At 31.8% G+C, this 25,579-nt stretch carries 27 protein-coding genes and 1 tRNA gene; 21 read left to right on the top strand and 7 right to left on the bottom strand.

Translation table 11 applies throughout. From position 1 onward, the window contains the following. Positions 1-7: 7 nt before the first annotated feature. From G4L40_RS09445 to surE, 3 genes are read right to left on the bottom strand one after another with little or no spacing between them, the layout of a single operon-like run. On the bottom strand, positions 8-376 hold the full coding sequence (locus G4L40_RS09445) for a glutaredoxin domain-containing protein (RefSeq protein WP_166236952.1): 369 nt from the start codon (positions 374-376) through the stop codon (positions 8-10). Between the two features lie 10 nt (positions 377-386). Next, positions 387-1,496 (bottom strand): lipid-A-disaccharide synthase, encoded by a 1,110-nt coding sequence (gene lpxB, locus G4L40_RS09450; RefSeq protein WP_166236953.1) that lies wholly within the window; start codon positions 1,494-1,496, stop codon positions 387-389. Positions 1,497-1,506: 10 nt separating this feature from the next. Beyond that, a complete protein-coding gene (surE, locus tag G4L40_RS09455; RefSeq protein ID WP_166236954.1) occupies positions 1,507-2,274 on the bottom strand; it encodes a 5'/3'-nucleotidase SurE in 768 nt (255 codons plus the stop codon). Between the two features lie 141 nt (positions 2,275-2,415). Here surE and G4L40_RS09460 point away from each other — a divergent pair, with 141 nt between their 5' ends. After that, positions 2,416-4,569 (top strand): carboxy terminal-processing peptidase, encoded by a 2,154-nt coding sequence (locus tag G4L40_RS09460; RefSeq protein ID WP_166236955.1) that lies wholly within the window; start codon positions 2,416-2,418, stop codon positions 4,567-4,569. Between the two features lie 65 nt (positions 4,570-4,634). Here the strand turns inward: G4L40_RS09460 and G4L40_RS09465 are convergent, their stop codons facing one another. Both G4L40_RS09465 and rbfA read right to left on the bottom strand, forming a co-directional pair. After that, the gene (locus tag G4L40_RS09465) at positions 4,635-5,834 is read right to left on the bottom strand and encodes an ABC transporter permease (protein ID WP_166236956.1); all 1,200 of its coding nucleotides are present in this window, start codon (positions 5,832-5,834) and stop codon (positions 4,635-4,637) included. Between the two features lies 1 nt (position 5,835). Then, a complete protein-coding gene (gene rbfA / locus G4L40_RS09470) occupies positions 5,836-6,228 on the bottom strand; it encodes a 30S ribosome-binding factor RbfA (RefSeq protein WP_166236957.1) in 393 nt (130 codons plus the stop codon). A gap of 117 nt (positions 6,229-6,345) precedes the next feature. On the opposite strand from rbfA, the gene mce reads away from it, so the two are divergent. The 3 genes from mce to G4L40_RS09485 all read left to right on the top strand — a co-directional run bounded on the left by mce (position 6,346) and on the right by G4L40_RS09485 (position 7,303). Then, entirely contained in the window at positions 6,346-6,747 is a 402-nt protein-coding gene (mce, locus tag G4L40_RS09475) for a methylmalonyl-CoA epimerase (protein ID WP_166236958.1), read from the top strand. Between the two features lie 58 nt (positions 6,748-6,805). Continuing rightward, positions 6,806-6,879: transfer RNA gene (locus G4L40_RS09480), tRNA-Ile, on the top strand. Positions 6,880-7,099: 220 nt separating this feature from the next. Then, a complete protein-coding gene (locus G4L40_RS09485; protein WP_166236959.1) occupies positions 7,100-7,303 on the top strand; it encodes a hypothetical protein in 204 nt (67 codons plus the stop codon). 12 nt (positions 7,304-7,315) lie between these two features. Here G4L40_RS09485 and G4L40_RS09490 read toward each other — a convergent pair whose 3' ends face one another. Then, positions 7,316-7,906: a riboflavin synthase gene (locus tag G4L40_RS09490; protein ID WP_166236960.1), complete on the bottom strand. Its 591-nt coding sequence runs from the start codon at positions 7,904-7,906 to the stop codon at positions 7,316-7,318. Positions 7,907-7,964: 58 nt separating this feature from the next. Here G4L40_RS09490 and pdxA point away from each other — a divergent pair, with 58 nt between their 5' ends. The 15 genes from pdxA (at position 7,965) to porT (ending at position 21,063) form a co-directional block, all read left to right on the top strand. Further along, a complete protein-coding gene (gene pdxA, locus G4L40_RS09495) occupies positions 7,965-9,014 on the top strand; it encodes a 4-hydroxythreonine-4-phosphate dehydrogenase PdxA (protein WP_166236961.1) in 1,050 nt (349 codons plus the stop codon). An 81-nt stretch (positions 9,015-9,095) separates the two neighbouring features. Then, positions 9,096-9,632, top strand: coding sequence for a YceD family protein (locus tag G4L40_RS09500; RefSeq protein ID WP_166236962.1), 537 nt, complete (start codon positions 9,096-9,098; stop codon positions 9,630-9,632). 9 nt (positions 9,633-9,641) lie between these two features. Next, entirely contained in the window at positions 9,642-9,836 is a 195-nt protein-coding gene (gene rpmF, locus G4L40_RS09505; protein WP_166236963.1) for a 50S ribosomal protein L32, read from the top strand. A gap of 162 nt (positions 9,837-9,998) precedes the next feature. Then, positions 9,999-10,994, top strand: a complete 996-nt coding sequence (locus tag G4L40_RS09510) for a beta-ketoacyl-ACP synthase III (RefSeq protein WP_166236964.1) — start codon at positions 9,999-10,001, stop codon at positions 10,992-10,994. A gap of 26 nt (positions 10,995-11,020) precedes the next feature. Further along, complete coding sequence (gene accB / locus G4L40_RS09515; RefSeq protein ID WP_166236965.1) at positions 11,021-11,506, top strand: acetyl-CoA carboxylase biotin carboxyl carrier protein; 486 nt, start codon at positions 11,021-11,023, stop codon at positions 11,504-11,506. Positions 11,507-11,598: 92 nt separating this feature from the next. After that, the gene (gene accC, locus G4L40_RS09520; RefSeq protein ID WP_166236966.1) at positions 11,599-12,951 is read left to right on the top strand and encodes an acetyl-CoA carboxylase biotin carboxylase subunit; all 1,353 of its coding nucleotides are present in this window, start codon (positions 11,599-11,601) and stop codon (positions 12,949-12,951) included. 159 nt (positions 12,952-13,110) lie between these two features. Continuing rightward, positions 13,111-13,857: an electron transfer flavoprotein subunit beta/FixA family protein gene (locus G4L40_RS09525; RefSeq protein ID WP_166236967.1), complete on the top strand. Its 747-nt coding sequence runs from the start codon at positions 13,111-13,113 to the stop codon at positions 13,855-13,857. Positions 13,858-13,927: 70 nt separating this feature from the next. Beyond that, positions 13,928-14,896: an electron transfer flavoprotein subunit alpha/FixB family protein gene (locus G4L40_RS09530; RefSeq protein WP_166236968.1), complete on the top strand. Its 969-nt coding sequence runs from the start codon at positions 13,928-13,930 to the stop codon at positions 14,894-14,896. A gap of 167 nt (positions 14,897-15,063) precedes the next feature. Beyond that, positions 15,064-15,693: a bifunctional nuclease family protein gene (locus tag G4L40_RS09535; protein WP_166236969.1), complete on the top strand. Its 630-nt coding sequence runs from the start codon at positions 15,064-15,066 to the stop codon at positions 15,691-15,693. Between the two features lie 19 nt (positions 15,694-15,712). Then, positions 15,713-17,080, top strand: coding sequence for a nucleoside permease (locus G4L40_RS09540; RefSeq protein ID WP_166236970.1), 1,368 nt, complete (start codon positions 15,713-15,715; stop codon positions 17,078-17,080). Between the two features lie 71 nt (positions 17,081-17,151). Beyond that, the gene (locus G4L40_RS09545; protein ID WP_166236971.1) at positions 17,152-17,976 is read left to right on the top strand and encodes a thymidylate synthase; all 825 of its coding nucleotides are present in this window, start codon (positions 17,152-17,154) and stop codon (positions 17,974-17,976) included. An 11-nt stretch (positions 17,977-17,987) separates the two neighbouring features. Then, positions 17,988-18,911 (top strand): energy transducer TonB, encoded by a 924-nt coding sequence (locus tag G4L40_RS09550; RefSeq protein WP_166236972.1) that lies wholly within the window; start codon positions 17,988-17,990, stop codon positions 18,909-18,911. A 4-nt stretch (positions 18,912-18,915) separates the two neighbouring features. Further along, a complete protein-coding gene (locus tag G4L40_RS09555; protein ID WP_166236973.1) occupies positions 18,916-19,401 on the top strand; it encodes a dihydrofolate reductase in 486 nt (161 codons plus the stop codon). 236 nt (positions 19,402-19,637) lie between these two features. Next, positions 19,638-20,369 carry a bifunctional demethylmenaquinone methyltransferase/2-methoxy-6-polyprenyl-1,4-benzoquinol methylase UbiE gene (gene ubiE, locus G4L40_RS09560; protein WP_166236974.1) on the top strand — a complete coding sequence of 244 codons (732 nt, stop codon included), beginning with the start codon at positions 19,638-19,640 and terminating at the stop codon, positions 20,367-20,369. Position 20,370: 1 nt separating this feature from the next. Continuing rightward, positions 20,371-21,063 (top strand): type IX secretion/gliding motility protein PorT/SprT, encoded by a 693-nt coding sequence (porT, locus tag G4L40_RS09565; RefSeq protein WP_166236975.1) that lies wholly within the window; start codon positions 20,371-20,373, stop codon positions 21,061-21,063. Positions 21,064-21,067: 4 nt separating this feature from the next. Here the strand turns inward: porT and G4L40_RS09570 are convergent, their stop codons facing one another. Then, on the bottom strand, positions 21,068-21,790 hold the full coding sequence (locus G4L40_RS09570) for a TrmH family RNA methyltransferase (protein ID WP_166236976.1): 723 nt from the start codon (positions 21,788-21,790) through the stop codon (positions 21,068-21,070). A 36-nt stretch (positions 21,791-21,826) separates the two neighbouring features. Between G4L40_RS09570 and tamL the strand changes: the two genes are divergently transcribed. Both tamL and fbaA read left to right on the top strand, forming a co-directional pair. After that, a complete protein-coding gene (gene tamL, locus G4L40_RS09575) occupies positions 21,827-24,388 on the top strand; it encodes a translocation and assembly module lipoprotein TamL (RefSeq protein ID WP_166236977.1) in 2,562 nt (853 codons plus the stop codon). Positions 24,389-24,435: 47 nt separating this feature from the next. Continuing rightward, positions 24,436-25,503 carry a class II fructose-bisphosphate aldolase gene (gene fbaA / locus G4L40_RS09580; RefSeq protein WP_166236978.1) on the top strand — a complete coding sequence of 356 codons (1,068 nt, stop codon included), beginning with the start codon at positions 24,436-24,438 and terminating at the stop codon, positions 25,501-25,503. Positions 25,504-25,579 lie beyond the last annotated feature (76 nt).

Here is a 25,579-nt window from a genome sequence, read left to right on the forward strand (position 1 = left end):
TCCCAAGCTATTTAATCGTTTTTAAAAATTGAGTAAGATTGTCATGACTGTGCGAAAGTTTTCCGTTAATGACAACTATTGGAAAAGTTATGTTTTTTGGTAAATTCTTTTCTTGTTTCAACAACGTCCATACTTTTGCCCTATCTGCTGTGTTGTCATACTTTAATTCTTTAAAAGCAATTTTATTATTATTCAAATAAAGCAAAGTTTCTTTACATCTAGGACATCCTTTTTTAGTCATAATAAAAATCCCTTTTTTAAGATCCTCTTTTTGAAACTCATTCGCTGGGTTAGAAATAATATTTTCAAAAACTACATTGTGATGAGCAAAAAAAAGCAAACAAGACAAGTGAAACACAATCAAAACATTTTTCATAAAATAGGGATTATAGCGTATTTACAATCAATTGTGCCGTTTTTTTACTTGCTCCTTCACCACCAAGATTTTGTTTTAATTCGGCATAATTTTTCAACAGATCGACTCTTTTTTCTGGATTTAGAATTTTTTGCAACTCAATTTTTAAAATTTTTGTATTCAAATCATCTTGAATCAATTCTTTTACCACTTCTTTATCCATAATTAGATTGACCAATGAAATGTATTTCAAAGTAATAATTCGTTTAGCGATTTGATACGAAATCCAACTTCCTTTATAACATACCACTTCAGGAACATTAAACAAAGCCGTCTCTAAAGTAGCCGTTCCAGAAGTTACTAAAGCAGCATGCGAATGACTTAATAAATCATAGGTTTTATTCGAAATAAATTTTACATTATCGCTTGTTAGAAATGGCTTGTAAAATTCATATTCCTGACTTGGAGCACCAGCAATTACAAACTGATAATCAGGAAAATCGTTTACTATTGAAAGCATAATAGAAAGCATTTTAGAAATTTCTTGTTTTCTACTCCCTGGCAATAAGGCTATAATTGGTTTATCAGATAAATTATTTTCTGTTCTAAAAATAGCATCTGAAATTTCGGTTCTGCTTGCAATTGCATCAATTAGTGGATGGCCTACAAAATGAACAGGAAAATGGTGTTTTTTCTCATAAAAATCTTTTTCAAACGGAAGAATTACATACATGTAATCGACATCGCGTTTGATTGCTTTGATTCTATTTTCTTTCCAAGCCCAAATTTGAGGTGAAATGTAATAATGAGTTGGTATATTTCTCGCTTTAGCCCAAGTTGCAATTCGCATGTTAAACCCAGGATAATCGATAAAAATAATAGCATCTGGTTGAAACGCTTCAATATCTTTTTTGCAAATTTTGATGTTATTCAAAATCGTTTTTAGGTTCATAACAACTTCTATAAAACCCATAAATGCTAATTCGCGATAGTGTTTTACCAATGTTCCGCCTACGCTTTGCATCAAATCGCCACCCCAAAAACGAATTTCGGCTGATGGGTCTTTTTCATACAAAGCTTTCATTAAATTAGAACCATGTAAATCACCCGAAGCTTCTCCTGCTATGATATAATATTTCATATGTTTTTCTTTATAATTCCCAAGCATTCAATTGCTGAATAGCATGATGCGCTGTTAAATCAAACTGAACTGGAACAATCGAAATATAACCGTTTTCTAAAGCCCATTCATCTGTATCAGTTCCTTTATCTTGATTAACAAATTTACCCGTTAACCAATAATATTCTTTTCCTTGCGGATTGGTTCGCTTATCAAATTCTTCATGCCACATAGCTTTTGCTTGGCGACAAATTTTGATACCTTTAATTTCTTCTTTGACTAATTTAGGAAAATTAACATTCAAAACAACTCCATTTGGCAATCCTTTTTCTAAAACATTATGTGCAATTTGCTTTACGTGACTTTTTATAGGTTCAAAATCTGCATCCCAACTATAGTCCAACAACGAAAAACCAATGGCAGGAATTCCTTCAATACCAGCTTCCACAGCAGCACTCATGGTTCCAGAATAAATCACATTGATAGATGAGTTTGAACCGTGATTAATCCCTGAAACACATAAATCGGGTTTTCTTTTTAAAATTTCATTAACTGCAATTTTCACACAATCTACAGGTGTTCCACTACAACTATACTCTTGAGTAATTTCTTTATCCAAATGTACTTTCTCTAGTTTGAGCGTGTTGTTTATAGTTATTGCGTGTCCCATTGCGCTTTGAGGACTATCGGGTGCAACCACTACAACTTCTCCTAATTCTTTCATTACTTCAATCAAAGCTCTAATTCCAGGAGCAACAATGCTGTCGTCGTTTGTAATAAGTATAAGTGGTTTTAACATTTTTATCATTTTTTGCTAAATTAATTAATTTATATCGAAACCTTTTTTCTGCAACAAAAAAAATATAGGTTTAACAAAAATTTATAGTAAATTGCGGACTTGTGGCATGATTTTTTGTGTAATTTAGTTGAAAATTTTTTAATGAAACGAATTGTGGAATTTATGAAGAGAAATTATAAGGTTATTTTGCTAATAACTGCTTTATCAGCAGTTTTGTGGAGTTTTATTCCAAAAGATAAAAAAGAAGACCCTGAAAAAGACAAACTATTACTAGAGTTGTTAACTTTTGTATTAGAAAAAGGTCATTATAGTCCAGTAGCTTTAGATGATGCATTTTCTAAAAAAGTATATGCAAAGTATCTAGATGGAATTGACCCTACTAAACGTTTCTTTTTACAAAGCGATATTGATGAGTTCAGTAAATATGAAACTCAAATTGATGATATGATTAAGGATAAAGATTTAACATTCTTTAATCTAACAAATTCTCGTCTATTACAAAGAATGGATGAATCTAGAGATATTTATGAAAACATATTGGATAAACCTTTTGATTTTAATACAAATGAAAGCATTAATGTGGATTATGAAAAACTTCCATTTGCAAAAAACAAAAAAGAATTAGCAGATAGATGGAGAAAGCAATTAAAATTACAAGCATTATCATCTATAACAGATAAACAAAAATTAGAAGAAGATAAAAAAGCAAAAGACGCTTCATACCAAAGTAAATCGTTTGACGAAATTGAAAAAGAAGTTCGTGAAAATTCGTTAAAGTCTTTAAATGAATATTTTGATTTTATACAGAAAGAATTAGACCGAAATGATTGGTTTTCTATCTTTTTAAATTCAATTGTAGAACGCTTTGATCCACATACTTTCTATTTTTCACCTGATGATAAAGAAAAATTTGATGTAAGTATGAGCGGAACTTTTGAAGGAATTGGAGCGCGTTTACAAAAGAAAAACGATGCTGTTGAAGTTTCCGAATTAATTTCTGGAGGTCCAGCTTGGAAGGGAAAAGAATTAGAAGCAGGCGATTTAATTTTAAAAGTAGGACAAGGAAAAGAAGAACCAATCGATGTAGCTGGTATGCGATTAGACGACGTAGTTAAGAAAATCAAAGGTCCGAAAGGAACCGAAGTAAGATTAACTGTTAAAAAAGTAGATGGTTCCATTAAGGTTATTACTATTATTAGAGATGAAGTAGAAACAGAAGAAACATTCGCCAAGTCATCAATAGTAGAAAAAGGCGGAAAAAGATTTGGAATCATCTATCTACCAAAATTTTACATTAGTTTTGAAAATAAAGAAAATAGAGACGCTTATAAAGATGTTGCTACTGAAATAGAACGCTTAAAAGCTCAAAATATCGATGGTATTATCATGGACTTGCGTGATAACGGCGGAGGTTCTCTTGAAACAGTCGTAAAAATGGTAGGATTATTCATTCCAGAAGGACCGGTGGTACAAGTAAAAGCTCCAGGACGAAACCCTGAAATTTTACCAGATCCAGACAAAAAAGTACAATATGATGGACCACTTATTGTAATGATTAATAACTTTTCGGCTTCGGCATCTGAAATTTTTGCAGCAGCTATTCAAGATTATAAGAGAGGAATTATTGTAGGAAGTAAGCATTCATACGGAAAAGGAACTGTTCAAAATGTAATTGACTTAAATCAATTTATTAGAGGTAATTCGTATGGTGATTTAGGCGCTTTGAAAACAACAATTCAAAAATTCTACCGAATTAATGGTGGATCAACACAACGTGAAGGTGTACAAAGCGACATTGTTTTTCCTGACAGATTTTCTTATTTAGATATGGGAGAACGTGACGAAGAAAGCGCATTACCTTGGGACAAAATTGAACCAGCAAAATACGAACCATTAAACATTAATTACGACAACATTATTGCAAATAGCAAAAGAAGAATTGCTGCTAATAATTATTTTAATTTAATTGATGAGAATGCAAAATGGATTTTTGAACGTAAAGACGAAAATGATTACAGTCTAAACTTAAACGAGTTCAAAAAAGAAATGGCTATTTCAGATGCAAAAATTAAAAAATTTAAAGCTATTTCTGATTACAACAATAAATTACAATTTCAATCCTTGCCAAATGAAGTTGTCTTATTTGAAAAAGACTCATTATTAAAACAAAAACGCGAACGCTGGCATGAAGATTTACAAAAAGATGTATACATAGATGAAGCCTTAAATGTAATTATTGACATGAAATCGCTACCAAAACCTAAAGGAATTACTGCAAAATTTAGCATGAATTAATTACTTTGTATAACAATAAAAAACACTCCATTAGGAGTGTTTTTTATTATAGATAAATCAATAGGTTATTTTAATAAATTTTTAGTTACTGTTCCAGAAGCTATCCAAGATGATATAATTCCTAGAATAATAATAGTTGTAACAACTATTACAATATTACTCCATTCAAAAGAAACTGGATAAGGCATTGATGACGTTATCATGATAAAAGAAAATTGTTGTTGTAAAACAATAATTGCAATTGCCAACACTAATCCAATAAATAAGCCAAAAAGTGTAATAATTATTCCTTGTGCAAAGAATATATTTCTGATAGAATTTTTAGTAACACCTATATTATAGAGCGTTTTTAAATTCTCTTTTTTATCAATGATTATCATTACGATAGCACCTGCCAAACAAAACAATGTCAAAATCACTACTAACGTACTGAAAAGATAAATGAATAAATTTTCAGATTGCAACATTTTGTATAGCGAATCGTTCAATTGTGCTCTATTTTTAATTTTAATTGTTGAACCAAAAATTTTCTCAATTTCAATTCTAAATTCATCCTCATCGCTTTCAGGAGAAGCTTTTATCTCAATATTAGTATACTGATTAGATTGCAAACCCAATAAGTTTTGAGCCAATACAATATCACAAAAAACATATTTACTATCTAAATCTTCGTTGATAGAATAAATCCCTGAAGGAAAAAGCATCGCTTTATTAAAGGCTTCATTTGGATTTTCAATGTTCCCTTTTCCTGGTTTTGGCGCAAAAACTTCTAACGCATTACTATAATCAAATAATCCTAAAGCCAACTTTCTACTTATCTCAGCACCTACAACAACTTCCTCTGAATTTGATTCAAACCAATCTCCTGCATATAAATGACTATTAAAATCATTTACCTTATTATAATTATTATCAACTCCTTTAATATGAGCAACTACTTCTTTTTCGCTATATAAAAAATAAACGCGTTCTTCAACTATTTTACTGTAGGAAGCGATATTCTTACTTGCTTTTAATTGCTGTTCTTGTTTCTCTGAAATATTAAAAAACTTCCCATTAGTAGTTTCTAATCTAAAATCGGGATCCGTTACATTCGCAAAATTTAGAGTAAATTCTTTTAATCCACTAAAAACAGACAAGAAGATAAACAATGCCATAGTACTCGCAATAATTCCAACAGAAGCAATTCCCGTAATAATATTAATGGCTTTGTTCTTGCTAAAACTAATAGCATAACGCTTGGCTATGTATAATGAAAGGTTCAAATTAAGATTTCTTTCTTTTTTCTAATAAATCTGGGTTTTCAATTGGATTTTCTTCTCCAGTAAGTGCCTTATCAATTTGTTCGATATAATCTAAACTATCATCGATATAAAAAATTAAATTAGGAACTTTACGCAATTGATTTTTAACACGCTGTGCTAAATCATGTTTAATTAAAGGAGCGTTACTTTTTACAGCCGCTAAAATTTCCCCAGCTTTTTCAGTTGGAAAAACACTTAAATGCACTTTGGCAATTGACAAGTCAGTAGTTACATTAACCTTTGAAACCGAAATTACTAAATTATTAATATTATTTTTACGGATTTCTCCTTGCAAAATAGAGACCAAGTCATTTTGCAAAAGTGCTCCTATTTTTTTTTGTCTATTTGTTTCCATTTGGCAAAAATACGATTTTTTTTCAAGCTATAAATAATTGTGTTTTTCTATGGTAGATGATAGAAACGCTTTTAAAATTACTAATTTTGTGATACAATATTTTAGACACATAATAGCATGAGAAAAATTGAACACATTGGCATTGCTGTAAAAAATTTAGAAACATCTAATTTACTTTTTGAAAAATTATTTGGACAACCTCCATACAAGGAAGAAGAAGTTGCTAATGAGGGCGTCAAAACATCATTTTTTATGAATGGGCCAAACAAAATTGAACTTTTAGAAGCGACAAATCCTGAAAGCCCAATTGCAAAATTCATCGACAAAAAAGGAGAAGGCATTCATCACATTGCTTTTGACGTCGAAGATATAAACCAAGAAATAGCACGATTAAAAAATGAAGGATTTATTATATTAAATGAAACTCCCAAAAAAGGAGCTGACAACAAACTAGTTGCATTTCTTCATCCAAAAGGAACTAATGGCGTTTTAATTGAACTTTGCCAAGAAATAAAATAAACTTTTAAAAAAGATTTGTTTGCAATAAAAATTAGTAGTAATATTGCATCCTCAAACTGGTCCTATAGCTCAGTTGGTTAGAGCACCTGACTCATAATCAGGTGGTCCCTGGTTCGAGCCCAGGTGGGACCACTTTAGTTTGAAAACATGACAGAATAACACTACAAAAACTAAATTTTAAGTTTTTTTTAAGTTTTTTTGTTAAAATAACTTGTAAAGTATAAAAATATTTATATTTTCGTATTAACATAATGAGTTAAACAAATATCAATATTAACTTATTATTAAATATAACCTTTTCTAATTTGAAAAGTAAGTATTTTTAATACTTTTACGCCCAATAAACAAAACTATGAATAAAACCTTAACCCTAATAATGGTGATTTTCAGTGTTCAAGCGGCTATTGCTGCAGACCCAACGCCGCCGCCGCCAACACCGCCGCCGCCTCCAGGCTTACCTATAGATGGCAGTATAGTTGTGCTGTTTTTTTTAGCATTAGCAACCGGTTATTATTTATCTAAAAAATATATATCAACAAAAAAAGGCTCTTTATAAAGAGCCTTTTTTTTATTTTCTTAATTCGTTTAAACGAGCCACGTATTTTCCAATCACATCAAACTCTAAGTTCACAATAGTTCCTATTTTAAAAGTATGAAAATTTGTGTGTTCAAAAGTATATGGAATAATTGCAACACTAAATGAATTTATTTGAGAATTCACAACGGTTAAACTTGTTCCGTTAATTGTAATAGAACCTTTTTCTATAGTAATGTTATTCAAATCTTGATTATATTCAAATGTAAAAACCCAACTACCATTAGCTTCTTTAATATTTGTACAAACACCTACTTGATCAACATGCCCTTGAACTATATGCCCATCTAATCTATCTCCAAGCTTCATAGCACGTTCAATATTTAAAACATCACCAACTTTCCAAGTCCCAATAGAAGTCTTATCTATTGTTTCTTTGATTGCAGTTACTGTGTATTCATCTTGATGAATTTTTACCACCGTCAAACATATACCATTATGTGCAACACTTTGATCAATTTTTAATTCATGAGTAATATCAGAAGTCACTGTTAAGTGAAGGTTTTCTTGCTCTTTTTGAATTTCTTTTACAATTCCAAGCGTTTCTATAATTCCGGTAAACATAACTGATTTAATTTTACTAAATTTGCACTTCAAAAGTAAGCAATAAATCACATTTGTTATGGTTAAAAAAGCAGAAAATATAATTGTAGGTATTTCGGTTGGAGATTTAAATGGCATTGGGAGCGAAGTCATATTAAAAACATTTGAAGACAATCGAATGCTAGAATTGTGTACTCCTGTAATTTTTGCAAATGTCAAAATTATCTCATTTTTAAAAAGAGAATTAAACTTAACCACAGCAATACATGGAATTGACAAGCTTGAACAACTTGTTGTAGGCAAAATAAATGTATTGAACGTTTGGCGAGAAGGTGTCAATTTAGAGTTTGGCAAAAACGACGACACTGTAGGAAGTTATGCAATAAAATCTTTTGTTGCTGCCACAAAAGCACTGAAAGAAGGATTTGTTGACGTCTTAGTCACAGCACCTATCAATAAATACAACATTCAATCTGAAGAATTTAAATTTCCTGGACATACAGATTATTTAAACACAACACTAGAAGGTGATGCTTTAATGTTAATGATTCACGAAGATTTAAGAGTTGGATTACTTACCGACCATGTTCCTGTAAATGAAGTCGCTAAGAATTTAACCGAAAAATTAATTTCGAATAAAATTCAAACAATTATCAAAACATTAAAACAAGATTTTGAAATTGAAAAACCTAAAGTTGCTGTTTTAGGATTAAACCCACATTCAGGCGACAACGGAGTTATTGGTAATGAAGAAGAAACTATTATTAAGCCCACACTAAAAAAATTATTTGAATCAGGAAATATGGTTTTCGGCCCATTTTCAGCGGATGGTTTTTTTGGTTCAGGACAATACGAAAAATATGATGCTGTAATTGCAACATATCACGATCAAGGGTTAATTCCTTTTAAAACATTATCATTCGGCAATGGAGTGAACTATACCGCAGGATTAAATAAAATTCGCACATCACCAGATCACGGCACAGCATATGAAATAGCAGGTAAAGGAATTGCAAATCATGAATCATTTAAAGAAGCCGTTTATTTAGCAATTGACATTTACAATAAAAGAAATGACTATCAAGAGCTTACCAAAAACCCTTTAAAAACAAAAGAAAAACAGTTATAAACAAAAAAATGTTTACAACTAGTTTTAATTTACAATAATTTTATATCTTTGCACACCTTTTAAAAAGGTAAAACTGTTGTTATGAACAATTTAAAAGAATATTTGATTCCTTTTGTGGGATTAAAAATAGGGAAGCATCAGTTTGATTATCAAATAGATAATACGTTCTTTAAAAACTTTGATTACGATGAATTTAACGATGCATCAGTTAAAGTAAATATTGTTTTGGAGAAAAAAAGCACCATGCTAGAACTCGACTTTAAACACAAAGGCACAGTAAATGTACCTTGTGATGTTTCTGGAGAAGAGTTTGATTTGCCAATTAAAGGAAAATTAAAACTTTTAGTTAAGTTTGGAGATACCTTTAATGACGAAAATGAAGAGTTGCTCATATTACCCCATGGTGAGTTTCAAGTTAATGTTGCGCAATACATATATGAATCAATTGTATTGTCGGTTCCATTAAGAAGAGTTCATCCTGGTGTTAAAGATGGTACTTTGTCAGAAGTGGTTGAAAAATTAGAATCACTTGCTCCAAAAGAAAATAAAACAGAAGAACAAAAAGATGATATAGACCCTAGATGGGAAAATTTAAAAAAACTATTAACGGATAAATAAAATAGAAAAATGGCACATCCTAAGAGAAGACAGTCGTCAACAAGAAGAGATAAAAGAAGAACACATTACAAAGCGACAGTTGCACAAATTGCTACATGTCCTATAACTGGTGAAGCACACTTATACCACAGAGCTTACTGGCATGAAGGTAAAATGTACTACAGAGGTCAAGTTGTAATTGACAAAGCAGAAGCAGTAGCTTAATTGCATCAAAAAAATAGAGAAAACTCTCACATTGTGAGAGTTTTTTTGTTAAGTGCCAGTTTGTTATATATTTATAATAACGAATAGGATTGGTTTAAAATTTTTTTTGTAATTTCCACCACTTTTCGAATCAAAAAAATTCGAATAGAAAAATTAACCTTTATGAATAAAATAACAGCAGCAATTACCGCTATTGGTTCGTATGTTCCAGACTTTGTTTTATCAAATCAAGTATTGGAAACATTGGTAGACACCAATGACGAATGGATTACCACTCGTACAGGAATTAAAGAAAGAAGATTATTAAAAGAAGAAGGCAAAGGAACCTCTTACCTTGCTATTAAAGCAGCTCAAAACTTATTAGAGAAAGCCAATTTAGATCCTAAAGAAATTGATTTAGTGATTATGGCAACCGCAACTCCAGACATGCCAGTAGCATCAACAGGTGTATATGTAGCAACAGAAATTGGAGCAACAAACGCATTTGCATTTGATTTACACGCTGCTTGTTCAAGTTTCCTTTATGGAATGTCAACAGCATCAGCATATATCGCCTCTGGAAAATACAAAAAAGTATTATTGATTGGCGCAGACAAAATGTCTTCAATTATTGATTATACTGATAGAGCAACTTGTATCATCTTTGGAGATGGAGCTGGAGCAGTTCTTTTTGAACCAAATTCTGAAGGATTAGGATTGCAAGATGAAATCTTAAAAAGTGATGGAATTGGTAGAGAATTTTTAAAAATCGAAGCCGGCGGTTCTATTTTACCTGCAACAGAAGAAACCGTTAAAAACAAGCAACATTTTGTATTTCAAGACGGAAAAACAGTTTTCAAATATGCTGTTTCTGGAATGGCGGATGTGAGCGAAAAAATTATGCAACGAAACAATCTTACTCATGACGATGTAAATTGGTTAGTAGCACATCAGGCAAACAGAAGAATTATAGATGCAACTTCAAACAGAATGGGATTAGACGATTCAAAAGTTTTAATCAATATTCAAAAATATGGAAATACAACATCTGCAACATTACCTTTATTATTATCTGATTTTGAAAACCAATTAAAAAAAGGAGATAATATTATATTTGCTGCTTTCGGTGGAGGATTTACATGGGGAGCAATCTATTTAAAATGGGCTTATACTAAATAAAAACAAACTAAACTAAATCAAATATTATGGATATTAGAGAGATTCAAAACCTAATCAAATTTGTAGCAAAATCAGGCGCTACAGAAGTAAAATTAGAAATGGACGATTTTAAAATCACCATAAAAACTACTGCTGAAGGCACAGAAAGCACAACTACTTATGTTCAACAAATGCCTATGGCTGCAGCACCTCAAATGTTAGCACCGCAAGTAGTATCATCTCCAGCTGTTTCAGACACTGTTTCTGCTCCTGCATCTGATGATAATTCAAAATATATTACTGTAAAATCACCAATCATTGGCACTTTCTACAGAAAACCAGCTCCAGACAAACCTGTTTTTGTTGAAGTAGGTTCATCAATAGGAAAAGGTGATGTACTTTGTGTAATTGAAGCAATGAAATTATTCAACGAAATTGAATCTGAAGTATCTGGTAAAATTGTAAAAGTACTAGTTGATGATTCATCTCCAGTAGAATTTGACCAACCATTATTCTTAGTAGACCCATCTTAATCAATTAAAAATTGCGAATGACAAATTAAAAATTCCAATTATGGTTTTCTTAATTCTTAATTTTTAATTCTTAATTTTTAATTTTAAAGGATATGTTTAAAAAAATATTAATTGCCAATAGAGGTGAAATTGCATTACGTGTAATTAGAACCTGTAGAGAAATGGGCATTAAAACAGTAGCTGTGTATTCTACAGCTGACGCAGATAGTTTGCACGTAAAATTCGCAGACGAAGCAGTATGTATTGGCCCAGCTCCAAGTAATTTATCTTACTTAAAAATGTCTAATATTATAGCTGCTGCAGAAATTACAAATGCAGATGCTATTCATCCAGGATATGGATTCTTATCTGAAAACGCAAAATTTTCAAAAATTTGTCAAGAACACGGCATCAAATTTATTGGAGCTTCTCCAGAAATGATTGATCGTATGGGAGACAAAGCCTCAGCAAAATCAACAATGATTGAAGCAGGAGTTCCTTGTGTTCCAGGTTCTGAAGGTATTTTAGAAGATTTTGAACAAGCTAAAAAAGTAGCTAAAGAAATCGGATATCCAGTAATGATGAAAGCTACCGCAGGTGGTGGTGGAAAAGGAATGAGAGCCATCTGGAAAGAAGATGAATTATTAAAAGCTTGGGAAAGTGCTCGCCAAGAAGCTGCTGCTGCATTCGGAAATGATGGAATGTACATGGAAAAACTTATTGAAGAGCCTCGTCATATTGAAATCCAAGTTGTTGGAGATTCTTATGGCAAAGCTTGCCATCTATCAGAAAGAGATTGTTCGGTACAACGCCGTCATCAAAAATTAACTGAGGAAACTCCTTCCCCTTTTATGACTGATGAATTGCGTGAAAAAATGGGAACAGCAGCTGTTAAAGCCGCAGAATATATTAAATATGAAGGAGCGGGAACTGTTGAATTTTTAGTTGACAAACACAGAAATTTCTACTTCATGGAAATGAATACGCGTATTCAAGTAGAACACCCAATTACTGAACAAGTTGTTGATTATGATTTAATTCGTGAACAAATCATGGTGGCTGCTGGAATTCCTATTTCTGGTAAAAACTACTTCCCTTTATTACATTCTATTGAATGTCGTATTAATGCTGAAGATCCATATAACGACTTTAGACCTTCTCCAGGTAAAATTACCGTTTTACATGCTCCTGGAGGTCATGGTGTTAGACTAGATACTCATGTATATGCAGGTTATACAATTCCACCAAATTATGATTCAATGATTGCTAAATTGATTACTACTGCTCAAACAAGAGAAGAAGCAATTGCAAAAATGAAACGTGCTTTAGACGAATTCGTAATTGAAGGAATCAAAACTACAATACCTTTCCACAGACAATTAATGGATGAACCAGATTATGTCGCAGGAAATTACACTACAAAATTCATGGAATCTTTTGTAATGAAAGAACCAAGTGAAGATTAAATATAAAAACGCTCAATTTAGTTGAGCGTTTTTTTTATAATTTGTATTTTTGTGTAATAATTACGAAAACGTTGTATTTATAAAAAAATATTATGCATGCATATAAAAATTAGAAATATATTTTCTACTTTTACAACAATAAATCTAAATAACTAAAGAATGAAAATATTAGTTTGCATCAGTCATGTACCTGATACTACTTCAAAAATTAATTTCACCAATGGTGATAGCGAGTTTGACACTAATGGTGTACAATTTGTAATTAATCCAAACGACGAATTTGGTTTAACAAGAGCAATATGGTTTAAAGAGCAACAAGGTGCAAATGTAACAGTTGTAAATGTTGGTGGTGCAGACGCAGAGGCAACATTAAGAAAAGCTTTAGCCATTGGAGCTGACGAAGCAATAAGAATCAACGCAAACCCTACTGACGGTATGTTTGTTGCAAAACAATTAGCCGAAGTAATTAAAAGTGGTTCTTATGACTTAGTAATCGCAGGAAAAGAATCTTTAGATTACAATGGAGGCATGGTTCCAGGAATGATTGCAGGATTATTAGGATATAACTTTGTTAATGCATGTGTAGGCATCGATGTTAATGCAAACGAAGCAAAAGTTACAAGAGAAATTGACGGAGGAAAAGAAACTATTTCAGCAAGTTTACCTTTAATTATTGGTGGACAAAAAGGTTTGGTTGAAGAAAAAGATTTACGTATTCCAAACATGAGAGGAATCATGATGGCTAGAACTAAAGCCTTAACTTTAGTAGAACCAACTGGCGATGCCACTTCAACTAAAGCTGTTAAATTTGAAAAACCAGCTGCTAAATCAGCAGTTAAATTAGTAAATGCTGACAATTTAGATGAGTTAATTAACTTATTACATAACGAAGCCAAAGTAATTTAATTACGAATTAAAAATTACGAATTAAGAAATCTTTAAATCATTAAATTTTTCAATCTTTAAATTAAAAAATATGTCAATATTAATATATGCTGAATCAGCAGAAGGAAAAATTAAAAAAGTAGCATTCGAATTAGCTTCTTACGCAAAAAAAGTAGCTGCTTCAATGGGAACAACAGTTACAGCAGTAACTATTAATAACTCGGACAACAGCGCTTTAGCTGCTTACGGAGTAGACAAAGTATTAAACGTTTCTAACGACAAATTAAACAACTTTAGTGCAAAAGCGTATGCTGATGTAATTGCTCAAGCGGCTAAAAAAGAGGGAACTCAAATTGTTTTACTTTCTTCATCAACGGATAGCTTATACTTAGCACCACTTGTTGCTGTAAGTTTAGAAGCAGGTTACGCCTCAAATGTTGTGGCTTTACCAGAAAGCACATCACCTTTCCAAGTAAAAAGAACTGCTTTTTCAAACAAAGCATTCAACATTACTGAAATTTCAACTCCAGTAAAAGTATTAGGAATTGCTAAAAATTCTTTTGGTTTAGTTGAAAGTCCATCATCATTAACAGAAGAAAGTTTCGCACCTTCATTAAACGATGCTGATTTTGGAATTAAAGTAGAAAGTGTAGAAAAAGTAACAGGAAAAGTAACTATCGCTGACGCTGAAATTGTAGTTTCTGCAGGTCGTGGAATGAAAGGTCCAGAAAACTGGGGAATGATAGAAGAATTAGCTTCTGTATTAGGAGCAGCAACAGCATGTTCAAAACCAGTTTCAGATATTGGATGGAGACCTCACAGCGAGCACGTGGGACAAACAGGAAAACCTGTGGCTTCAAACCTATACATTGCGGTTGGAATCTCAGGAGCTATTCAACATATTGCAGGTATCAACTCATCAAAAGTAAAAGTTGTAATTAATTCTGATCCAGAAGCACCATTTTTTAAAGTGGCTGATTATGGCGTTGTAGGCGATGCTTTCACAGTAGTACCTCAATTAATTGAAAAATTAAAAGCATTTAAAGCAAGCAACTCATAACAAAATAGTTGTTTTAAAATATATTAAAATTAAAATTAGAGTTATCTTTGTTTAGATAGCTCTTTTTTTTATTTTTGAAGCGGATGGTTTATTTATTTTACAGAAATTTTTCTGATAATAAAAAACATAAACAATCTGATTCTTAAAACCACAATTAACAAATTATAATGAGTCTCGTAAAATTAAATATAAAAGGCATTTCCTATAGTCAAACACAAAACGGAGCCTATGCCTTAATCTTAAACGAAGTGGACGGTGAGCGAAAATTACCTATAGTTATAGGTGCATTTGAAGCACAATCTATTGCTATTGCTTTAGAAAAAGAAATCAAACCTCCTCGCCCATTAACCCATGATTTATTTAAAAATTTTGCCGATAGATTTGACATCGTAGTCAAACAAGTCATCATCCATAAATTAGTGGATGGCGTCTTCTACTCTAGCATTATTTGTGAAAGAGACAAAATCGAAGAAATTATCGATGCCAGAACTTCCGATGCAATTGCGTTAGCTTTACGTTTTAATGCGCCTATTTTTACCTATAAAAATATTTTAGATAAAGCAGGAATATACTTAAGCATTAATCCATCAGAAAACGAAAAACAAAACGAAGATAACGATGACATTCTTTCTACCCCAGAAACATTTGGCATAGAAGAAGATGTTGTTGTTCCTTCTGATAATTATTCTGGTTTCTCATTAAAAGAACTATATGATAAACTAGAACAAGCGGTTCAAAACGAAGACTACGAAAAAGCCGCAAAAATAAGAGACGAAATCTCAAAAAAAGAATCTTAAATACTTAAAAAACAATAGTATGAATGTAAAATTCAGATTAACGATAATGAACTTTTTCCAGTTCTTCGTTTGGGGAGCTTGGTTAATCACAGTAGCCAATTATTGGTTTGGAACAAAAAATTGGGATGGCGCTCAGTTTGGTGCAATTTTTTCAACAATGGGAATTGCTTCTATATTTATGCCTACACTCTGCGGAATTATCGCCGATAGATGGATAAATGCAGAAAAATTATACGGAACATTACATATTTTAGGTGGATTAACACTTATGTACGTTCCTCAAATCAGCAATCCAACCGATTTCTTTTGGGTAATTTTAGTTGCGATGATTTTTTATATGCCAACGATTGCTCTTTCTAACTCAGTTGCTTACAATGCTTTAAAAAAAGGAGGATTAGATGTTGTAAAAGATTTTCCACCTATTCGAGTTTGGGGTACAGTTGGTTTCATTGTAGCTATGTGGATTACTAACTTAACTGGAAACAAAGCTTCTGAAAATCAATTTTACATAGCGGCTATTGCAGCTATTTTCCTAGGAATATACTCGTTCACTCTACCAAAATGTAAACCTGAAGGAAACACTACCGAAAATAAATCATTTGTAGAATTAATCGGTTTAAGCTCATTCAAATTATTTGCCGATTATAAATTAGCATTGTTCTTTGTATTCAGTATGTTCCTTGGAGCGGCTTTACAATTAACGAATGCTTATGGCGATGTATTCTTGGATGATTTCAAACACAATCCTATTTACGCTGATTCATTAGTAGTAAAATATTCGACTTTAATTATGTCGATTTCTCAAATTTCGGAAACCTTATTCATCTTAGCCATTCCGTTTTTCTTAAAACGTTTTGGTATCAAACAAGTAATGTTATTTAGTATGATTGCTTGGGTTTTACGTTTCGGATTATTCGCTTACGGAGACCCTGGAGATGGTTTATGGATGATTATTTTGTCTTGTGTGGTTTACGGAATGGCATTTGATTTCTTCAATATTTCAGGTTCATTATTCGTAGAAACCTCAACCGATTCTAAAATTCGTTCTTCGGCTCAAGGTTTATTTATGATGATGACTAATGGTTTCGGAGCTGTTTTAGGAAGTGTTACAAGTGGATTTGTCATTGATAAATTTTTTACTGATAAATATTATAACTTAAATGAATTTTTAACCAAATTCAACTTAACTACAGATAACGAATGGGTTAAATCTTTATTAAAAGATAAAGTTGTTACTGATAACGTTCTTGACAAACCAATTGGAATAATTCAATGGGAACCAGTTTGGTTAACATTTGCAATATATGCCGCTATTATCGCAATCGCATTTGCAATTCTATTCAAGCACAAACACAACCCAAAAGACGTTTCGAACATTTCACATTAATTTTATTATTGAATAAGTTGTTGAAGATTTCAAAAACTTCTGACTTCTAACTTCTAACTTCTGACTTAAAAATGCAACAATATCACGATTTAGTAAAACACGTATTAGAAAACGGCAACCAAAAAGGCGACCGTACAGGAACTGGAACACTAAGTGTTTTTGGTTATCAAATGCGTTTTGATTTAAGCGAAGGTTTCCCAATGGTAACCACAAAAAAATTACACTTAAAATCGATTATTTACGAATTGTTGTGGTTTTTAAATGGCGATACGAATATCAAATATTTACAAGAAAACGGTGTAAAAATTTGGGACGAATGGGCGGATGAAAACGGCGATTTGGGTCCGGTTTACGGACATCAATGGCGCAATTGGAACAGCGAAGAAATCGACCAAATTACCGAATTAATAGAAACCCTAAAAACCAATCCAAACAGCAGAAGAATGTTAGTTTCGGCTTGGAATCCTAGTGTTTTGCCAGATACTTCTGTTTCGTTTGCTGAAAATGTAGCGAATGGAAAAGCAGCTTTGCCTCCATGTCATGCCTTTTTTCAGTTTTATGTGGCGGATGGAAAATTAAGTTGCCAATTGTACCAACGCAGTGCTGATATTTTCTTAGGCGTTCCGTTTAATATTGCGTCTTATGCTTTGTTTACGATGATGATTGCGCAAGTTTGTGATTTACAAGTAGGCGAATTCATTCACACCTTTGGTGATGCACATATTTACAACAACCACATGGAACAGTTAGAATTACAACTATCTCGCGAGTGCCGACCTTTACCAACAATGAAATTAAACCCAGAAATCAAAAATATTTTTGATTTCGAATTTGAAGATTTTACGTTAGAAGGTTATGACCCGCATCCGCATATTAAAGGAGTTGTGGCAGTTTAGAAAATTAAGTTATGAAAAAAATATTTACCTTTTGTTTTTTTATTATATACACATGTTCTTTTGCTCAAACAGAAATATTAAAAACAATTTATGAAGATAGTTTGGGCGAAACAGCCAGTAATGACAACTTTTACATAAAAAAAGAGTATTCTTTTCATGGTAAAGACTATATTTTTAAAATTTCAAATTTTAAAAAATCTATATTAGAAAAAGATATTTTTACTGATGACACAACAAATATCTACCTAAAAGCTAAAGTAATAAGCTATCATAAAAATGGTGTGATTGCTGAAATATCTCATTATGAAAAAAACTCAATAGTCAACGAGGTGAATACTTGGTATGACAATGGACAATCTAAAGAAATATTTAAATTTTTAGAAGATCAAAAAACAAAAAGTAAAATTAAATTGATTAGTCAATTTTGGGATAAAGACAACAATCATTTAGTTATCAATGGAAATGGCGAATACAAAAACATAGATCCAGAAAATAACATCTATGAAGTTGGAAAAGTTCAAAACTACCGCAAATCAGGAATTTGGGAACTAAAATCAAAACAATATTCAATTCAAGAGAATTACGAAGAAGGTAAGCTAATTTTTGGAAAGGCCGTTTATACAGATGGAGAAACATACGAATATAAAGAAATTGAAATAAGACCAAAGCCTAAAAAAGGATTCGAACATTTTTATCAATATGTTGGAAAAAAACTAAAAGTTAGAGGTGATTGGTATGGAAAAATGATGATTCAATTTGTTGTAGACAAAAACGGTGAACTAATTGACCTAAAAATAAAAAAAGGAATTTCTCCGGAATTAGATGCTTCAGCAATAGAAATATTAAAAGAATATGGGAAATGGATTCCAGGAAAATATAGAGGAAAAGCTGTTAAAGTTCAATATTTATTACCTATAACGATAAAACAAAGTTAAATCCATGCTCACCATAATCGCAGCTGCATCTGAAAACAATGCTTTAGGAAAAGACAATCAATTGGTTTGGCATTTGCCAGATGATTTTAAGCGTTTTAAAAATTTAACTTCAGGACATTATATTGTGATGGGTAGAAAAACCTTTGAAAGTTTTCCGAAGCCGTTACCAAATAGAACACATATAATCATCACGCGACAAAAAGACTACGAAATTCCAGAAGGCTGTTTGGTAGCGAGTAGTTTGCAAAAAGCGATTGATTTATGTCCTAAAAACGAAGAAGTTTTCATCATTGGCGGTGGCGAAATCTACAATCAATCCATCGAAATTGCTACTAAAATCGATTTAACTCGCGTACATACAACAATTGAAGCGGATACTTTTTTTCCAGAAATCGACACTGATAAATGGGAATTGGTTTTCGAAGAATTTCATTCAAAAGACGAAAAACACGATTACGATTTTACTTTTTTAACGTACATTAGAAAATAGTTTTTTTTAGAACGCGGATGACACAGATTTTACAGATTTTCACAGATTTTTTGTAATTCCTTTGTGAAACTTCGTGTAAAACTTTGAGCTACTTTGTGTAACTAAAACAGATTTTTTAAATTCCTTAAATCTGTGTTCCTAAAAACATTTCTTTAATTTGAATTTTGAAGTTGAAATTGAAATTTGCCCTTATATTTGATTTTTTATAAGTACTTTTGTGATTCAAAATTAATACAATGTCAAAAAATATTACACCATATAAAGATTCAGATTTAGGCAAAAAAGAGCAAGTGGCTCAAATGTTTGACACCATTTCTGGTAGTTATGATGGTTTAAACAAAGTGATTTCTTTTGGTACTGATGCAAAATGGAAACAGAAAATCTTGAAAATGGTAGCGGCAAAACAACCAAAATCCATTTTAGATATTGCAACAGGAACAGGTGATTTAGCCATTTTATTTGCTAGCACTTCGGCAACTGAAATCATAGGTTTAGATATTTCACAAGGCATGTTGGATATTGGCAAGAAAAAAATTGAAGCCCAACATTTGGAATCTAAAATTCAAATGGTCTTAGGTGATGGCGAAAACATTCCCTATCCAGATAATTATTTTGACGCAATTACGGTTGCTTATGGCGTGCGTAATTTTGAAAACCTAGAAAAAGGTTTGTCAGAAATTTTAAGAACATTAAAACCTAACGGACAATTTATCATTTTAGAAACTTCGGTACCAACTCAATTTCCATTTAAACAAGGATATTATATTTATACTAATTTTATAATGCCAACTATTGGAAAGTTGTTTTCAAAAGATAAAAAAGCCTATCAATATTTATCGACTTCAGCACAAAATTTTCCTTTTGGTGAGGCTTTGAACAATATTTTAAGAAAAATTGGGTTTATAGATGTGCAACATTTGCCTCAAACATTTGGAGTAGCTACTATTTATCATGCATCTAAAAAATAATATGAAGAAATTATTTGCTCTTTTACTTTTTACACAAATTGCCTTTGCTCAAGGTGGTATGTTTGGCAAAGACCCAATTATCAACAAAGAAAATTGGAACAAACAACGTGTACATTGGGGTTATTTTCTTGGATTTAATAGTTTAGATTTTAAGTTTGACTATTTATCCGTAACAGATGACATTCAAGTAGGAACTACCACAGGTTTTAACGTGGGATTAGTTGGAAATTTAAGACTTACAGAATATTTTGACTTGCGTTTTGAGCCTGGATTATACATTACACAACGTAATTTAACCTATCCAAATATTGTAGATACTGGCGATCGTTTAAGAGAAGTAAAATCTACTTATATTTTCTTTCCATTATTGCTTAAATATTCGGCTTTGCGTACAGGAAATGTGCGCCCATATTTGGTTGGAGGAGTATCAACTGCTTTAAACTTAGGAAGCAACGCAAGTGCACCAGACGATAATTACAACGAACGTTTTAGAATGACCAAATGGACCAATTTTTACGAAGTAGGATTTGGTATTGATATTTATCTAGAATATTTTGTGTTTTCGCCATCCATTCGTGGTGTTTTCAGTATTAACGACGAATTAATTAGAGACAACACGCCAGGAAGCCCATGGACTGGTAATGTACAAGAAATGAAAACGCGTGGCTTTTTTGTGAATTTTACTTTTCACTAAAAAATTATCGTTTAAACTCACTCAAAATTATAGCGGTGGCGGTGGCTACATTTAAACTTTCTGTAGCTTGTAAATCGCCAAATCTAGGAATTGCTATGCGTTGCGAAACTAAATTTTCTACCGCTTTTGAAATACCGTTGGCTTCATTACCCATTACTATAATCCCTTCGTTAGGAAGTGTTTCTTTATAAATATTTTTCCCGTCCATAAAAGTGCCATAAACAGGTAATTTTGTTTCAAACAATAATTTTTCAAGGTTACCATACACCACATTAACCCGGCTGATAGAACCCATAGTTGCTTGCACTACTTTTGGATTATATACATCAACCGATTCTTCAGAGCAAAACAAAGTTTTAATTCCAAACCAATCACACAAACGAATAATTGTTCCCAAATTACCCGGATCGCGAACATCGTCTAAGGCTACAATTAATCCTTTTTCTTCAAATGTTACTACCGTAGGAATTTTAAAAGTAGCCAAACAAGTATTTGGCGTTGTTAAAGCACTAATCTTTTTTAATTCGTCAGCTGTTATGGTATGAACTTTGCTTTTACTAACAGAACCAAAATCAGCTTTTGTAGTAAACAATTCATGCAATTCAAAGTTAGAATCTAACAATTCTTGAACACCTTTTACCCCTTCAACAAAGAAAAGTTGTTCTTGTTTTCTATATTTTTTTTGCTGTAAACTCGTTATTAGTTTAATTTGGTTTTTACTAACCATAAAAATTGTATTTTTGACTAACTTTTAAAAAGTGCTTTGAGAAATATTTTACCAAAAATAACATTATTATTTGTAATCGGAACAATAATTTATTCGTGTTCGTTAGTTAAGCGTGTACCCGAAGGCAAACAACTATTGTCTAAAAACGAAATTTTTGTAAACGAAAAACTAATAAAAGAAGAGCGAATTAACAATTTGGTTTTACAACAACCTAATAATAAATTCTTAGCTTATCCGTTGCGTTTGAGCTTGTATAATTTGGCAAAAAAAAATCCAGATTCTTCTTATCAAGTTTGGCTAAACAAAAAACCAAACCGAAGAGCTCGGTTAGTAAAATTGTTATCTGAAAAACAAGTTCAACGCTTAGGAAAATCGTTTGTTGTTTCTGGATTTAGTAATTTTTTAAAGAAAACGGGCGAACCACCAGTAATTATTGATACCAAAAAAGCCGAAATCTCAAAAGAACGCCTATCTGGTTTTTATTACAATAGTGGTTTTTTAAAAAATAATGTCACACTAGCTATTGATTCTGTTGGCAATAAAAGAGGTAAAATCACTTATCGTGTTGAAACTGGCAAACCTTATCACATTGACACAATTTCAAGAGTTATAGAAACGCCTGCTATTGATAGTTTGTATGCTTCCGAAGAAAACAAATCTTTCCTTAAAAAAGGAGCACAATATTCCTACCAAAGTTTTGATAATGAACGAAAAAGAATTACGCAACAATTTAGAAATAATGGTGTATATCATTTTCAAGAAAATCACGTAAAATTTGATGCTATTATTGATGATTCCATTCAAAAAATGAATGTTGTGTTGAAAATTGAAGATAGAAACGTTAAAGAAGGCGACACCTTAATCAAAAAACCATTCACTATTTATAAAATTAGTCAAGTAAATATTTTTACCAATAATTCTTCTAAAAAAGAGAAAAACAATGTAAAAGACAGTGCGGTTTACAACAATTATAACATTTATAGTTCTGGCCGATTGAATTACAAACCAAAAGCGCTAACAAATGCAGTTTTTATTGAAAAAGGCAAACTTTTTAGTGACAACGACAGAACCTTAACTTCTAAAGCATTGAGTAATTTAAAGGTTTTTAATTATCCAAATATTGAATACACACAAGATCCTGCTGATTCAACTAAGACTTCATTGATTGCAAATATTTATTTAGTCAATAAACCTAAATTCAAATGGACGCCTTCGATAGATGTTTCAACTTCTGATGTACAAGAATTTGGTATTAGCGGAAATATGTCGTTCACTTGGCGAAATGTTTTCAAACGAGCAGAAATTCTAGAATTATCAACCAGAGGAAATATTGGTTCGTCGCAAGATTTAGCTAACCCTAACAATGTTTTCTTTAATATTTCAGAATATGGTGCAGATGCCAAACTAAATTTTCCAAGGATATTTTTTCCTATAAGTGTAAAAAATATCATCAAAAAAGAGATGTTCCCTTCTACTCAAATTAGTACAGGTATCACCAACCAAAGAAACATTGGATTAGACAAACAAAGTCTTTCAAGTAGCATCAGTTATAGTTGGTCTACAAATAACAATAAAAATAATTTCAAATTTGAGTTGTTAGGAATCAATTATGTGCGAAACTTGAATGTTGGAAATTATTTTAACGTTTACCGAAATTCGTATAATCGAATTAATGAAATTGCTGCAATATACAATACAAATGATGGTTATGAAGATCTAAATGGAGATTTAAAAGAAGATAGTGTTTTAGATTTCATCGTAGATGTTCTTTCTGGAACAACAGCTTTGACTCCGAATGATGCTGATTTCAAATCTGTTTTAAGTATTTCTGAACGCTATGTCAGATTAGCTGAAGACAATCTAATTGTTTCGTCTAGTTTTGTATACAACCGAACTACAAAAAACAACATTAATGACCGAAACTATTATAATTTCAAAGCCAAAATAGAATCCGCTGGAAATTTTTTATCATTTTTAGGAAATAGCTTAAACTTATCTACAGAAGAAAGTACGGCAGGAAACTCAAAATTATTTGGAATTGAATATGCACAATACATAAAATCAGAAGTTGACTTTGTAAAACATTGGGATTTTGGCAAGAAAAACACATTAGCAATGCGTTCCTTTGCAGGTATTGCAATTCCTTATGGTAATGCAAAATCAATTCCATTTTCGCGAAGTTATTTCTCGGGTGGCTCAAACGACAACCGAGGTTGGCAAGCATATAGTCTTGGACCAGGTAGAAGCGGTGGCGTGTTAGATTTTAATGAAGCCAATTTAAAATTAGCCTTCAGTACAGAATATCGTTTTAGAGTAGGAGGAAATCTATATAGTGCATTATTTGTCGACGTTGGAAACATTTGGAACGTACTAGACAACGTAGAAGATGAGCGCTACACATTCACCGGATTAAAATCATTACAAGATTTAGCAGTAGGCTCAGGTATTGGTTTTAGATATGATTTTGACTTTTTTGTATTCCGATTTGATTTGGGCTATAAAACCTATGATCCTGCACGCGAAATTAAAGACCGATGGTTCAAGGGAATTAACTTTAGCAAAACAGTGCTAAATTTTGGTATTAATTATCCATTCTAATTTTATAAATTCTTATTTTTGCTTTCTTATTATAAAAACATACAACTATGAGTCACAATATTAAGCCTGGTGTTGCTACTGGAGATCAAGTGCAAGAAATTTTCAACTATGCAAAACAAAAAGGATTTGCACTACCAGCTGTAAACGTTGTTGGATCTAGCACCATCAATGGTGTTTTAGAAACAGCTGCAAAATTAAACGCTCCTGTTATCATTCAATTTTCTAATGGTGGTGCGCAATTTAATGCAGGTAAAGGATTATCAAATGAAAATCAAAAATCAGCAATTTTAGGAGCTGTTGCAGGCGCAAAACATATACATACTCTAGCAGAAGCTTATGGAGCAACTGTTATCTTACATACAGACCATTGCGCAAAAAACTTATTACCTTGGATTGATGGATTATTAGATGCTTCTGAAAAACATTTTGCAGAAACAGGAAAATCTCTTTTTAGTTCTCACATGATTGACTTATCAGAAGAGCCAATTGAAGAAAATCTTGAAATTTCTAAAAAATATTTAGAAAGAATGAGTAAAATGGGAATGACTCTAGAAATTGAATTAGGAATTACAGGTGGTGAAGAAGATGGCGTAGATAATTCTGATGTAGATAGTTCAAAATTATACACTCAACCAGAAGAAGTAGCTTATGCTTATGAAGAATTAATGAAAGTAAGCCCAAGATTTACAATCGCAGCATCTTTTGGAAACGTTCATGGGGTTTACAAACCAGGAAATGTAAAATTGACACCAAAAATTCTTAAAAATTCGCAAGAATACGTTCAAAATAAATTCAACACAGAAAACAATCCTGTTGATTTTGTTTTCCATGGAGGATCTGGTTCAACTTTAGAAGAAATTAGAGAAGCAATTTCTTATGGAGTAATCAAAATGAATATTGATACTGACTTACAATTTGCATTCACAGAAGGAATTCGTGACTACATGGTAAACAAAGTAGATTATTTAAGAACACAAATTGGAAGCCCTGATGGTGCTGACAGTCCAAACAAAAAACATTACGATCCAAGAAAATGGGTTCGTGAAGGAGAAGTAACGTTCAACACAAGATTAGAACAAGCTTTTGCCGATTTAAATAATGTGAATACTTTATAAGTACGAAGTACGAGGTACAAAGTACGAAGTTTAAAATTTATTATTAATTGAAATTAGATAAAGATAAGGTTAGCCT

Origin of the sequence: Flavobacterium celericrescens (genome assembly GCF_011392075.1) — a bacterium.
Taxonomy (GTDB): domain Bacteria; phylum Bacteroidota; class Bacteroidia; order Flavobacteriales; family Flavobacteriaceae; genus Flavobacterium; species Flavobacterium celericrescens.